The sequence below is a fragment of the Gammaproteobacteria bacterium genome, from assembly GCA_016200485.1.
Classification (GTDB): domain Bacteria; phylum Pseudomonadota; class Gammaproteobacteria; order Tenderiales; family Tenderiaceae; genus JACQEP01.
On record JACQEP010000019.1, the window covers coordinates 86,981 to 100,323 of the forward strand.

At 52.6% G+C, this 13,343-nt stretch carries 13 protein-coding genes; 5 read left to right on the top strand and 8 right to left on the bottom strand.

Features of this window, described 5'->3' with window-relative positions; genetic code table 11:
* Positions 1-96 precede the first annotated feature (96 nt).
* Entirely contained in the window at positions 97-1,005 is a 909-nt protein-coding gene (locus HY272_12450) for an SUMF1/EgtB/PvdO family nonheme iron enzyme (GenBank protein ID MBI3773496.1), read from the bottom strand.
* 304 nt (positions 1,006-1,309) lie between these two features.
* Between HY272_12450 and HY272_12455 the strand changes: the two genes are divergently transcribed.
* Complete coding sequence (locus HY272_12455; GenBank protein MBI3773497.1) at positions 1,310-2,059, top strand: VIT1/CCC1 transporter family protein; 750 nt, start codon at positions 1,310-1,312, stop codon at positions 2,057-2,059.
* A gap of 1,347 nt (positions 2,060-3,406) precedes the next feature.
* Here the strand turns inward: HY272_12455 and HY272_12460 are convergent.
* From HY272_12460 to HY272_12475, 4 genes are all read right to left on the bottom strand, one after another.
* Complete coding sequence (locus HY272_12460; GenBank protein MBI3773498.1) at positions 3,407-3,574, bottom strand: hypothetical protein; 168 nt, start codon at positions 3,572-3,574, stop codon at positions 3,407-3,409.
* A gap of 55 nt (positions 3,575-3,629) precedes the next feature.
* The gene (locus HY272_12465; protein ID MBI3773499.1) at positions 3,630-3,827 is read right to left on the bottom strand and encodes a DUF2283 domain-containing protein; all 198 of its coding nucleotides are present in this window, start codon (positions 3,825-3,827) and stop codon (positions 3,630-3,632) included.
* Positions 3,824-4,060, bottom strand: a complete 237-nt coding sequence (locus tag HY272_12470; protein MBI3773500.1) for a hypothetical protein — start codon at positions 4,058-4,060, stop codon at positions 3,824-3,826. The genes HY272_12465 and HY272_12470 overlap by 4 nt, the downstream gene beginning before the upstream one ends.
* A gap of 105 nt (positions 4,061-4,165) precedes the next feature.
* Complete coding sequence (locus HY272_12475) at positions 4,166-4,678, bottom strand: zinc ribbon-containing protein (GenBank protein MBI3773501.1); 513 nt, start codon at positions 4,676-4,678, stop codon at positions 4,166-4,168.
* Positions 4,679-4,764: 86 nt separating this feature from the next.
* Here HY272_12475 and HY272_12480 point away from each other — a divergent pair, with 86 nt between their 5' ends.
* Genes HY272_12480 through HY272_12490 form a run of 3 tightly spaced genes read left to right on the top strand, consistent with a single transcriptional unit; the run spans position 4,765 to position 8,852 of the window.
* A complete protein-coding gene (locus tag HY272_12480; GenBank protein ID MBI3773502.1) occupies positions 4,765-7,221 on the top strand; it encodes a leucine--tRNA ligase in 2,457 nt (818 codons plus the stop codon).
* Entirely contained in the window at positions 7,208-7,828 is a 621-nt protein-coding gene (locus tag HY272_12485) for a hypothetical protein (GenBank protein ID MBI3773503.1), read from the top strand. The genes HY272_12480 and HY272_12485 overlap by 14 nt, the downstream gene beginning before the upstream one ends.
* Entirely contained in the window at positions 7,818-8,852 is a 1,035-nt protein-coding gene (locus tag HY272_12490; protein MBI3773504.1) for a DNA polymerase III subunit delta, read from the top strand. Before HY272_12485 ends, HY272_12490 begins: the two co-directional genes overlap by 11 nt.
* A 283-nt stretch (positions 8,853-9,135) precedes the next feature.
* Here the strand turns inward: HY272_12490 and HY272_12495 are convergent, their stop codons facing one another.
* On the bottom strand, positions 9,136-10,284 hold the full coding sequence (locus tag HY272_12495; GenBank protein ID MBI3773505.1) for a Fic family protein: 1,149 nt from the start codon (positions 10,282-10,284) through the stop codon (positions 9,136-9,138).
* A 733-nt stretch (positions 10,285-11,017) separates the two neighbouring features.
* Between HY272_12495 and HY272_12500 the strand changes: the two genes are divergently transcribed.
* Positions 11,018-11,626 carry a hypothetical protein gene (locus HY272_12500; protein ID MBI3773506.1) on the top strand — a complete coding sequence of 203 codons (609 nt, stop codon included), beginning with the start codon at positions 11,018-11,020 and terminating at the stop codon, positions 11,624-11,626.
* Between the two features lie 55 nt (positions 11,627-11,681).
* Here the strand turns inward: HY272_12500 and HY272_12505 are convergent, their stop codons facing one another.
* Together HY272_12505 and HY272_12510 are read right to left on the bottom strand one after the other, a co-directional pair.
* Positions 11,682-12,101 carry a hypothetical protein gene (locus HY272_12505; protein ID MBI3773507.1) on the bottom strand — a complete coding sequence of 140 codons (420 nt, stop codon included), beginning with the start codon at positions 12,099-12,101 and terminating at the stop codon, positions 11,682-11,684.
* A gap of 83 nt (positions 12,102-12,184) precedes the next feature.
* Positions 12,185-12,502: a hypothetical protein gene (locus HY272_12510; protein MBI3773508.1), complete on the bottom strand. Its 318-nt coding sequence runs from the start codon at positions 12,500-12,502 to the stop codon at positions 12,185-12,187.
* Positions 12,503-13,343 lie beyond the last annotated feature (841 nt).

The window sequence follows — 13,343 nt, forward strand, 5'->3', positions numbered from 1 at the left end:
AACCGCATCAATCGCGAACGATGCGGTTCACTGCGTTCACCACATCCTACCAAGCTGAGTATCTTCGCCGTCTGAATTGGTCGAGAGAGTGATACGTTAATGCTCCTCAGTCACTTCCGTTACTTTTGCATGACTATTTTTTGCACAACGAAAACCTACGTCATCCAGCGTGCTGTTTGGTTGTAAATAAAACCGATAAGCAGCACGCTGGAACAAGTGCAGCGAGTAGTGGCCTTCGCGCCCCCAGGCGCCGCCGCGCACGACGCGGAATTTTTCGCCGAAGTCGTTGCTTGTTTCATGTGAGCCGGGATAGGGTAAATACCAATCCGCCACCCACTCCGAAACATTGCCGCCCATGTCCATTACGCCATAGGCCGATTTGTCTTCTTTGTAAGAACCCACCGGTGCTACGCCGTCGTCCCACGCTTCATCACCGCTATTGCTGATGCCCGCTTTCCAATCATTACCCCACGGAAACTCGTTGGCACCTTGGCCGCGCGCACCTTTTTCCCATTCGGCTTCCGTCGGCAGACGTTTGCCTGCCCATTGGCAGTAATCGTGAGCGTCATTCCAAGCAACTTCGGTGACGGGCTCTTGGTCATGACTTTCAATGTGTTCTTGAATGCCTTTCAGTAACGCGGCGTGATCTAGCTTGTTGGTATCGGCATCGATCTTGAAGACTTTCGCCGCCAGCGCACGCAAGTGTTGATCGTCAACATGTGATAAATCTTTTTGGCGCAGGCTCAGTACATACCCATTTTTGAGCCAATAGGCAGGAGGGTTACGATTCGTGCGTGCGACAAACTCACGGTATTGTGCGTTGGTCACTTCGTAACGATCCAGATAAAAGCTTGGCAGTTCTACAGCGTGTAGCGGATGTTCATCGACATACCAGGGTTTGGCGTTGCCATATTCCGGGCCGTTTTTGGTAGCGTCAGTTTTGTCGCTCCCCATCTGAAAAGTGCCCGCCGGAATCATCACCATATCTGATTTATTCGCTGCCATGGTCGTAGCGGATAACCCGCTTGCCAGTAATGCTGCACAGCAAAGACCAATATTTCTTTTACACATAATGCCCTTCCCCCAGAAGCAAAAGTCCTTGTGATTGCTGTTTGATATCAACAACGATGATCGCCGAGACGAGTTTCTAGCCTAGTACTTTGCTAGGGAATGCGCTAGTGGGGAGATAAAAGATTTGTTTGAAGAAATGATGTGTATTGAATGACTATTTGGATTCGTTATGCGATGTTGATAGACTTTTAATGAGGGCGCTTGCGCCCGCGTGGCCGTGCGTTGAGGTATCGGGAAGATGGCAAGACATGAAGATCTTTTCAGAGAGCATCGGCCCGAGGCCATTGAAAAGCGTCTGCGTCAGTCAGTCAAGTCTCAGCATATTTCAAATGCTGTGCTCGGCGGCATCGACGGTTGTGTTACGACGTTTGCGGTGGTATCTGGAGCTTTTGGTGCCGGTTTTTCGGCATCGATTGCGCTGGTGTTGGGTTTTGCCAATCTGATCGCGGATGGTTTTAGTATGGCCGTCAGCAATTATGAATCGATCCGTGCGCAGCGTGAATTCATCGATCAGACGCGGCGCACAGAAGAAGAACATATCGACAAAATTCCTGAAGGTGAGCGGGAAGAGATCCGGCAGATATTTCAACAAAAGGGATTTCAAGGCGAAACGCTGGAAACGATTGTCAATACGATTAGCCAAGACCGACGGTTGTGGGTAGATACGATGCTTACCGAGGAGCATGGATTACAGAAGTCCGGGCCGAATCCATGGCAGTCTGCGGCAGTGACTTTTTTGGCATTTCTTGTAGTGGGCGCAATGCCATTAATCCCGTTTTTCATGACTGTACTCGAGTTGCAGCAACAGTTTGTGATCAGTGCGGTGCTCGCAGGCGTGGCGTTTTTTGCAATTGGCATGCTGAAGAGTTTTGTCTTCGCTAAGCCATTTATCATTTCTGGCTTCAGCACGTTGCTGACCGGTGGTGCCGCCGCAGTGCTGGCTTATTTGACGGGTTATTTGTTGCGACAGGTTTTTGGGGTTGTTTGAAATGTTTAGTAAAATAGCCGCCCCTTTTCTCCTTTTTTGTTTTACCATTTAGCGCGTGGGGTGCAATAAGCGTAGAGACTGTGAAAGTATTCAATTTTCTGGTTATACACGCACGAAAAATCAAATAGTTACAAACCAAAAACTGTCGTTTTTACCAATACTTTCACAGTATCGTAGCGCATTGCACCGGATGTAAAGGCAGCATACTACACAGGCTACAGTCTGTGTGCATCGATGCCGTTTAGGGGTGAGCCCGTTTCATTGCCCTAAGTGGGCTCAGTGGAAGTGAAGGTTGGCGCCCTGAAGAGAGAGTGTCTCTCTCTCCACCGATGCAACAACTCGACCCGTCTCATCGCGCAGCTCCATTGCAAATACGACCGCCCTGTGCGTATGGCTCGTTCGCACGGCAAGAATCGGACGGCCCCCTAACTCCACGACAAATGATCCACATGGCTCCGAGCTGACAAGTAGCGGGCCACGCCATACTTGAGTGAGGGACGCCCCGGGGATCGGAAACTCTGGCGATGTTCCTGGGCGGAGGACGATCGCGACCTCGCCATTCTCGTCCCGCAAAGTTCCGGCAATCTGGAGTAATCCGTTATCAATGCGAAGAGAGAGCAGTGTTCGCTGGCTGGATCCCGCTGTGAACGAGCAGTTGCCGACAGAATTTGAGCCGAGTACGATTGGACCTAGGCTCTCAACGTGCTCCTTTGTTCTTTGTAGATCGTCGGTTCCAATGGAGGCACGGAGATGCTCCTTGATCATGACCAAGGCTCGCTCAGGTGATGTCACGGATAGCGACGCACCTTCAGCCTTGAGGATGTCTTGAGCGCGATGAAGGCGCTTATCGTTCGTGACAAGGATTTCGGCTGCATTCATTTGCGCTTGATCGACATGAAGGCAGTCTCGAATTGCACGCGTGAGCGTGTGGCCTTTTAGGTTGTAGCCGAAAAGCTCTGTGTGCAGAAGTTGCATTCGGGATGGTCGGAGAGTTGCGCCATGCATTGATTGCATGCCGGGCACCCCAGTGATTGAGAACATTTGGCCGCCTATTGACTGATATGTTCTTGCCTTGGCAGCTTGAGACGATCCACGGTCAATCTCGGCTTGAAGCGTGGATGTCACGATGAGTTCTATCGCTCCTATATCATGGTAACGCTGGAGCTCATTCATGGCAGGCAGCCTGCCTTTTGCGTTTAGGCAGTTTGCATCGACGACAAGACGAAGAGGGTACATGGCGTTTCAATTGCGCTCAAACTTAATATCGGGACTAACAGCCACAAAACAACACGGCCGTTTTTATCTTATACTCTAATTTTTGCCACTTGTTTCACGTGGTTACAATCACTACCGTTGATAATCCCTGCCCCCACACTTCGGACACGGCGGTATCAATCCCGGATGATGAAATTGCACATGTTCGCCACAGCCTTCGCAGATTAATGTGCCAGGGCCGGTGATTTCGCCGGTGTGATATTCCTCGTGTTCGGCAAGGCTCACTTCGAAATCGAGCATGTCGAGTTTGGCTTGGTCGGCGGCATAAGTACCTTCGGATTACCCTTTTAAACCGTTATGCCGCAATACCTTCAACAATAAGATGGCTTACGTCGGTTCGCTGGCTCGCATGCTCGAACGTAATTGCGCAGACGTTGCCTTTTGCATCGACGTCAAGAATAGTGTTTTCATCCAGATCCTTGGATTCAGCTATGCCGCTGTCGCGGAATTCAATGTATAGCGTGTCGGTGTCTTCAAAGTAGCTGACTTTCATGGTTTGTATCCTCTATCAAAGAACGCGTTGTGTACGGTTTCTCCATCTGGTAATAAGATTACCCGGAGGTAACGACCCTCCACTTCTTCAATTCTAGCCCATCGTCTTATGCGGCCATCGGCCTGTTTGAGTTCTCTTTCAGGACAGCGGATGACAAATGCAATCCACTCTTCCTTAATCGTCTCCCGGTCTGGTCTAATTCGGGTGGCTTGGAAATATTTTGTTGTCTTCACTACCACTGTTCCTTATCGGCAGAACTATTGGCCGCCACACAACCTGGCCATCATTAATCTTGATCGTCCAATTTATACCACATGTTTGGCGCGGCTAAAAAATCACTATCGCTGATAAATCTTGCCCCCACACTTCGGACACGGCGGTATCAATCCCGGCTGGTGAAAGTGCACATGCTCTCCGCAGCCTTCGCAAATCAGCGTGCCGGGGCCGGTGATTTCGCCAGCGTGATATTCCTCATGTTCGGCGAGGCTCTCTTCGAAATCCAGCATATCGAGTTTGGCCTGGTCGGCGGCGCTGAAGAACAGGTCGAGCAGTTCGGCTTCGATCAGGTTGATGTCGAAGCGTAGCCATTCGGCAAATTCAGAGTCTGCTTGTTCGGACAGGAAGCCGGCTGCGTCGCTGAGGTCGCGCCGCAGGTAGTCGCCGATCTTTTCGGCTTCTTCGCGGGAGAGCTCGCCCAGTTCGATAGCCTTGTCCTGGGCCTTGGCGATGGCCTGCTGCAGTTTGGGGCCGGTCTTGCCCTTGGCCTGCTCCAAGATTTCTTTGACGCGTTCCATCATCCGGTTGTAGGCGTGGACGAGTTTCTGGTTTAAGTGGCGGTCTTCTGCGCTCATGGGGGTGTCCTTGTCCGGTTGGCGGGGGCTTTCTGGTATCCTAATGCGTTTTCCAACCAGACAACAAGCGATTACGGATCAGAATAATGGAAGAGCAGTACAGCCCAGCAGAGGTCGAGCAGGACGCCCAGCGTTATTGGGATAAACACAGCACTTTTCGGGCGGTGGAAGAACCGGGGCGGGAGAAGTTTTATTGCCTGGCAATGTTCCCCTATCCCAGCGGCCGCCTGCACATGGGCCATGTCCGCAATTACACCATCGGCGATGTGATCGCCCGCTATCAGCGGATGCAGGGCAAGAATGTGTTGCAGCCGATGGGCTGGGATGCCTTCGGTTTGCCGGCCGAAAACGCCGCCATTAAGAATAATGTGCCTCCGGCCCGTTGGACCTACGACAACATCGGCTATATGCGCGCCCAGTTGAAGCGACTGGGCTTTGGTTACGACTGGCAGCGCGAGATCGCCACTTGCCGTCCCGAATATTACCGTTGGGAGCAGTGGCTGTTCACCAAACTGTTCGAGAAGGGCTTGGTCTACAAAAAGACCGCGCCGGTGAACTGGTGCCCGAACGACATGACGGTGCTGGCCAACGAACAGGTGATCGACGGCTGCTGCTGGCGCTGCGATACCAAGGTCGAGCGCAAGGAAATCCCGCAATATTTTATGAAGATCACGGCTTATGCCGACGAGCTGCTGGACGATCTGGACAAGCTCGAGGGTTGGCCGGAGCAGGTGCGCACCATGCAGCGCAACTGGATTGGTCGTTCGCAGGGGGTGGAGATCCACTTCGGTGTTGCCGGGCGCGATGAGGTGTTGAAGGTATTCACTACCCGGCCAGACACTTTGCTGGGCGTGACCTATGTTGCCGTCGCCGCCGAACACCCGCTGGCCCAGGCTGCCGCCCAACACAATCCGGCGCTGGCCGCCTTCATCGAGGAATGCAAACACACCGGCACTGCCGCGGCGGAGCTGGAGACGATGGAGAAGAAGGGGGTGGCGACGGGCTTTAACGCCATACACCCGATCACCGGCGAGCCAGTGCCGGTGTGGGTCGCCAACTTTGTGTTGATGGGTTATGGCACCGGGGCAGTGATGTCGGTCCCGGCGCATGATCAGCGTGATTTTGAGTTTGCTAAAAAATTCGGGTTACCTATAAAACAGGTGATCACTACAGCGGGTGACGCTAAGATATTGTTAAATAAGGAAGCGTTCACCGAAAAGGGCATGCTGATTAACTCTGGTGAGTTCACCGGACTGACCTCGGCCGCGGCATTTGAGGCCATCGCCAACAAGCTGGTGGCGGTGGGCAAGGGCGAGAAACGGACTACCTATCGCCTGCGTGACTGGGGTGTCTCACGCCAGCGTTACTGGGGCTCGCCGATCCCGATCATCAACTGTTCCTGCTGTGGCGCAGTGCCGGTGCCGGAAGATCAGTTGCCGGTGGTGCTGCCGGAGGACGTGGCCTTTGACGGCATCGGCTCGCCGATCAAGAAGATGCCCGAGTTCTATCAGACGACCTGCCCCAAGTGCGGCGGCGCGGCCGAGCGCGAGACGGATACCTTCGATACCTTTATGGAGTCGAGCTGGTATTACGCCCGCTATTGCAGCCGGGATAACAATGGCGCGATGCTGGATCAGCGGGCCGATTACTGGCTGCCGGTGGATCAGTACATCGGCGGTATCGAGCATGCGATTCTGCATCTGCTCTATGCGCGTTTCTTCCACAAGCTGATGCGGGATGTCGGTTTGGTGAAGGGCGATGAGCCGTTCAAAAATCTGCTGACCCAGGGCATGGTGCTGAAGGATGGCGCCAAGATGTCCAAGTCCAAAGGCAACACCGTCGATCCGCAAGCCTTGATCGATCAATACGGTGCCGATACCGCGCGCCTGTTCATGATGTTTGCCGCGCCGCCGGAGATGTCGTTGGAGTGGTCGGATAGCGGGGTCGAAGGCGCGTCGCGTTTCTTGCGCCGCTTGTGGAAGCTGGTGCATACGCATGTGGCAGCAGGTCCGGCTTCGGCACTGGATGTAAATGTGTTGACCGACGCGCAAAAGACTTTACGCCGCGCAGTGCATGAAACGATCGCCAAAGTCAGTGATGACATGGGGCGGCGTTATACCTTTAATACGGCGATCGCGGCGGTGATGGAATTAATCAATACGCTGAGCAAATTCGAGGATCACTCGGACGAAGGTCGCGCTTTGATGCAAGAAGCGCTGGAGACAATAGTGATGTTGCTGTCGCCGATCGTGCCGCATATTTGTCATGAGTTGTGGTTGACCTTGGGTAAGCAGGGCGCAGTCGTTGATGCGCGCTGGCCGAAGGTCGATGCTGCGGCACTGGTAAAAGACAGTATCGAGCTGGTGGTGCAGGTCAACGGCAAGTTGCGTGGCAAGGTGCAAGTGGCAGTCAATGCCGACAAGGCAACGGTTGAGGCGGCGGCGTTAGCAGAGCCGAATGTGGCGCGTTTTATTGAAGGGCAGACGATTGCTAAAGTGATTGTGGTGCCGGGTAAGTTGGTGAATATCGTTGTCAAAGTCTGATCACAATGTAGGGCGCGCTGTGCGCACCAATACTCGGTGTTCGCCACAGCGCTGGTGCGCACGGCGCACCCTACTGTTGTGGGCGCTGATTCTGTTATCAGTGTTGTTCAGCGTCCAGGGTTGCGGTTGGCGTTTGCGTGGCTCGATGGATGTTAGTTTGCATTTGCCGCCAGTTTATCTGGAGGTGAGTGGTTCGCAACAATTGCAACGTGAATTAAAACGTAGTCTCAAAGTGTCCGGGATTCAGTTGACCGAAAGCAGAGATGCCGCAGAGTTAATTTTGAATGTGACGCGTGAAGGTGAAGATCGGCGCGCGTCATCGGTAGATCGCAGTGGCAAGATCAGCGAATACGAGTTGTTGTATACGCTGGAATTTAAAGTAATGGACAAACAAGGCGCCGAGCGCTTGCCGCTACAAGAGATCACTCAGCAACGAACCTATAGCTTCAGTGAGCAAGATGTTCTGGCCAAAGGCGATGAGCAGACGCGCTTGTTTGAGACCATGCGTCTGCAATCGGTGCGTGCGTTAGTGCTGCGTCTGCAAGGCTTGCAAAAAGCAGAGTCTGCTCCGGTGCTGAAGCAGGAGAACGTGCCCAGTGCAAATTAGGCCGGAACAGCTCGAGCAACATCTCAAGCGCGAGCTGGCACCGATTTATTTTGTCTATGGTGATGAGCCGTTGTTGGTGCAGGAGGCCTGTGATGCAATTCGCATGCAGGCGCGCGCCGCGGGTTGTGCTGAGCGTGAAGTGTATAGCGTTGAAGCCGGTTTTGATTGGCAAGCATTTTTGCAGGCAGGTGATTCGCTGTCGCTGTTTGCCGAGCGCAAGTTGGTCGAATTGCGTATACCGAGTGGTAAGCCGGGTGATGCGGGTGCCAAAGCGCTGGCGGAATATGCGGCACGCCCCGCGCCGGATAACGTGTTGTTGATCATGGCCGGTAAGCTTGAAACCGCCGCCCGCAAGAGCAAGTGGCATCAAACGCTCGACGATGCGGGGGTGGTGGTGCCGGTGTGGCCGCTGGAAGTGAAGCAATTGCCCGCGTGGGCCAGCCGCCGGATGCAGGCGCGCGGTTTGAAACCCACACCGGAAGCCGTTTCATTGCTCGTTGAGCGCGTCGAAGGCAATCTGCTGGCCTGCGCGCAGGAAATCGAAAAACTCGCTTTGTTGCACGGCGCCAGTGAGATCGGCGTCGAACAAGTCGCGGCCAGCGTCGCCGACAGTTCCCGTTTTGATGTTTATACCTTAGTCGACGCCGCGCTCGAAGGTGACACCGTGCGTGTCACGCGCATCCTCGATAGTCTGCGGGCCGAAGGGGTGGAGCCAGTGCTCGTTTTGTGGGCCATCACCCGCGAATTGCGCCTGATGGCCGACTGCGCGCAGGCGATGCAGCGCGGCCAATCCGTGGACGGCGCCCTGGCCGCCGCCAAAGTCTGGGAAAAGCGCAAACCCTTGATGCGCGCCGGATTGCAACGCCACAAACCGGTCGTTTGGCGGCGCCTGTTGCAACGCGCGGGCAGCATCGATCAACTCATCAAAGGTGGCCGCGCCGGTAATGTGTGGGATGAACTGCTGGAGTTGAGTTTGTGGATCGGCGGTGTGCGGTTGCATCCGGCGGTGCGCAGGGTGGTGTAGTTCTATTATTCCTAATTCGTAGGATGGGGTGAACGCGGTGAACCGCATCAATCGCGATGTGCAACGCGTAGTTGGGAAGTGTCTGTAACTACCTACAGTTCCCGAATCCGGATCCCCGTGTCCGCCTCAACGCAGGCCATACCGACCCTGGTTCAGCGTACCGCGCTCGATTTTCCTCTCCAGCCGGGGCCAGGGAGTGGTGCCGCCATTAAGACACCCATTTACACCCAATAATATTCCAATGCGAGAACTGAATATGGTGCCGGTGCAAACCGTCGCAAAATCAGCGCGTCAGCAGCTCGATGTAAGGCTGGTAGCTGTAACTGCGGTTCTTCTTCTGCCCGGTCATTTCGATCACGATGCCAAGGTCTTCCAGAACCTTGACGGCCGCATTGGCGGTCGGGAAGCTGGTGTCCAGCGTCTGCCGTACCCGCTCGATGGTGAAGCGCGGCATCATCGGCAGCAACTCGAACAGCCGGTAGCTGGCAGGGCCGGCCTTGGGTGATTCAAGCAAGCGGCGCCGGTCGGCCGCCACCAGGCTGGCAATGGCGATGATGCTGCGCTCGGCGTCGGTGGCGGCCGCAGCCACGCCTTCAAGGAAGAACGCGACCCAGGATTCCCAATCACCCTCGGTACGGATGATCGACAGCCGCCGATAGTACTCGGCCTGATGCTGCTTCAGATAACCACTCAGGTACAGCAGCGGTTCGGGTAGCAGGCCCCAGTGTTCGAGCAGCGCCGCAATCAGCAGGCGCCCGATGCGGCCGTTGCCGTCGAGAAACGGGTGGATGGTTTCGAACTGGGCGTGCGCCAGCGCAATCCTTACCAGCGGTGGTAGTGTACCGGTCTCGTCGTGAATGAATTGCTCCAGATCGCCCAGCAGGTCCGTCACCCAATCCGCTGGCGGCGGCACAAAGGCGGCGTTGCCTGGCCGGGTACCGCCGATCCAGTTCTGCGAGCGCCTCAGTTCCCCGGGCTGCTTGCCAGTACCGCGCACCCCGTCCAGTAAGAGGCGGTGGGCTTCGCACAGTAGGCGTACACTGATAGGTAGTCCATTGGGATCGCGCAGGTTGTTTTGTACCAGCCGGAAGGCGCGCAGATAGTTGGTGACTTCCTCAACATCGTCCGTGTTGCTGACGGCGAACCCCGCTTCCTCATCGAACAAGTCGGTCAGCGTGGCTTGGGTGCCTTCGATTTGCGAGGAGAGCAAGGCCTCCTTGCGGATGGCGCTGTACAGCAGCCAGTCTACCGATGGCACCAAGCCAGACACGCCTGACAGACGGGCGAGCGCCAGCTCTGCCTGATGGTTCAGATCGACATACGCATCCGTGGCCAGCGTGGGTTCGGCGGGTGGCAGCGGATGCGGCACGAAGGCCTGGACCGGCTCACCCAGTGTCGTTGATATGACATAAGTGCCTGTGGTTCGTTTCATGGTAAAGATGTCTTTAATACGGCCTATCTGTATTAAAGCATTCTTTAATACTGGGCGCCAGCGTTAAAGAGTCCTTTCAATGGCTTCCATCGAGTAATCAGAGTAATCAGGGACAGACCACGGTTGTGCCGTATGTAAGTAGTGTCGGATTGCTTGAATGAACCGTAAATGCACAATGCAAGACCTGACCCCGATATCCTCGTTAAGACACCCAATTACACCCAATCTGACGCAGCGATGGAATATGTCGATGTTTTTTATTTTTATCGACATAACATGGTTTTTTTCTTATTCGGCGGGGCGTAGCAAAAGCGTGCTTCGCATATTGCGACAAGCGTGTCGAAAAAACTCATTGGACACTATTTGGGTGTTGTTTTATAACTTATTTAACTTATTGATTTGTAGTATAAATAACTAGTTTCTTGGGGGCTGGCCGAGCATGTAAATGCAAAACACAAGACCTGACCCCCGTCTTCTGATTTGGATATAGCTTTATAACTTATTGGTTTATTGAATAAATTGTATAGATAATTCCCTTGGTGGGGGCGTTCCCGTCCGAGCTGTAAATTGCACAATGCAAAACTTGACCCCGTTCCGCGTTCCAGGAACACGATTGAAGATCGAACACAAATGATGAAAACTGAGCGCATATTACGATTTAAACGTCCCCGGATTGCACGCGCCTCGCGTCGGTGGGTTTTTCTACAGCCTCGTTAAGTTGCAGGAAAAACCATTGAGCTACGATCCTCCAAAGTGGGAAATTTTTGACAAGCATGGACCCTATGTCGAGGGGCGCAAGTTTGGGATTTTCACAACCGTTGATCATGTCAATCGCTTTAAGGCGAGGTACCGGGCTGCAAAAGCATTGGCAGGGCTTGAGCTAAAAGATTTCAGTGCGATAACTAGCCCCGGTTATCTGGCTTTAACCCGAATGCTATATGCCTATTCGGCATTCGAATTGTTACTTTGTGTCATCGGAGTCAAACAAAAAAACTCAGATAGACTGTTGGCGAAATATCCAATCGATGACTGGGTGCAAGAACTTAAGAAGGCCGACACAAATGACACTATCTATAATTTCGTGCTCGCTCACGGAAACTTGAACGACAAGCACAAGCATCATGTCTCTCAATACTTGGCGTCGCGAAAACCATTTAACTTTACATTCCTGGCATCTGCAATTCGCCATACGTTTGCCCACGGCCATCTTACCCCTGGTGCAGGAAAGGCGACCTCGAGGCAAGTCGAAGCAATCTGTGACGTACTGGTGCGTGCACTATTTCAAATCATTGATGCCGAGTTTGAAGAGAGAATGAATGTGCTCCAAAAAGCTGTAACCTAATCACGCCATCAACCTACGCGAGCTTTCACACCGCATCCGGTTGAAGGCGTAGATGTTAGGTCTCTGAGTTTTTGTCGGATATGCACAGATTTTTCCTCGCATCTTTTTCGAAAGGTTCCGCGTCACGCCAGTTCGAAGAATTAGACAGGCCGATCAAGTTTTTCGACGCTTCAATCGGGTTTTCCTTTCGTTTCTTCAACAGAAGGCGGTACCAAGATGGTAGCTCGGAATAAATTGCCTTCAATTCTGAAGCACAACGCCGGTTACTTTCTTTCCGTTGTAGAGTGTCTTCCCGAAGTGTCCCATCATGTTTTTGCAGTTCGGTTGCGTTTGCAAAAAATACTAAATCTGCGGCTACACGATGCTTTATTTCTCGATAGTGAAGGATCGGTTTGACCCAGAACGTAATGATCAAATATCCAATGGCGCTAGCCGCGATACTTAACAACGGGATAAGGAACTGCTTCATGTCCATGTTTCTGAGACCTGGTGCCAAGCTAAACTGATGCCCGCAGCAACGCGGAAGGCGGTCGACTTGAGCGATGTGTTGAAAACCATCTAATCTCTGTCGCCGGGTTTACCAGTATATGGGTTGATATTCCCACGTTGGGTGAAATTATCTATGCGAGTTTCATTGCTGTCAGTTTTCATGTGTCCCTGGACAAATTCGCCATTTTTGCGAACATGAGGTTCAACATGGTGATCATTCGAGTTGCAGCCAGAGCATTTGTACAATTTAGGCGATTTGTAAGAGCTAGAGCTTGATGAGTGGGTTCGCCCGGAATAGCCACCACCATGCCCAGCTCCGCGAGCCTCAACGAAATTTGAAAAAAGCAAAATAGACGCAGCGCAGAGAGAAATCAATATCGTCTTCATATGCACACACCTCCCGTATGTTTCTAACGGTGTAATAGACAGATTTCGAAATATTAGTGCCATTCGAGTCAGAGCCATTTTAATTCTCACTTAAAGCTCATGGAAAATTAGAATCGAATTGTCGCTATTTATAGTATCCCTTGCCAATCATGCAATTATCATAGTACTTTTCAGCGCTATTATTTTGGTCCCTGAAAGAATTGTTGTCATAGTAGTGTTGGTTATTGCTTGGAGCGCCCCATAGTTCGACTAGAGTTTACCCGAGCGCGGCTCCTAAATCCTCGTAAGCGCGGTTTAGCTGTTGTCCTTGTTCGTATGTTTGTCGATATATATCCGCATCGTTTGTTGTTGTGCAGTGTAGTGAATAACCTGTTGAGGTACAATTAGAACTATAGGTATCAGGAATATTGTAGGAAGGGGTTTGTCGCATATTGTTTGTGGTCGCTGAGTATCGCGCGGTTTCATTCTGGCATTGGGCACTGTCAATGTTAAATTGATCCTGTGAGTTATGAGTTCTGTGTTGCCAGAATGTTTGACTGAAGCAACTGAAGGATATGATTGAAAGCGGAAGAAATATCAATGCTCGCTTCATATCTGTTTCTCCTGAGCTAGAATTCTAAATTGTATGGGGCGGCGCCCATTTTGGTAGGTGACTTATTTGTGAATAATATCGTCTTATTAATGGTATTTCTTTAGCACGGTAGGTTGATGTGATGGTCTCCTCCCTCTTCTAAAACGGCGTCAAGTGCGCCACGATGGAGACGGTATCAACCATCAAACGAAAAGAGAGGAGACCGAGATGAAGCTTACAACGATTGGGTTGGATCTGGCAAAGAGTGTA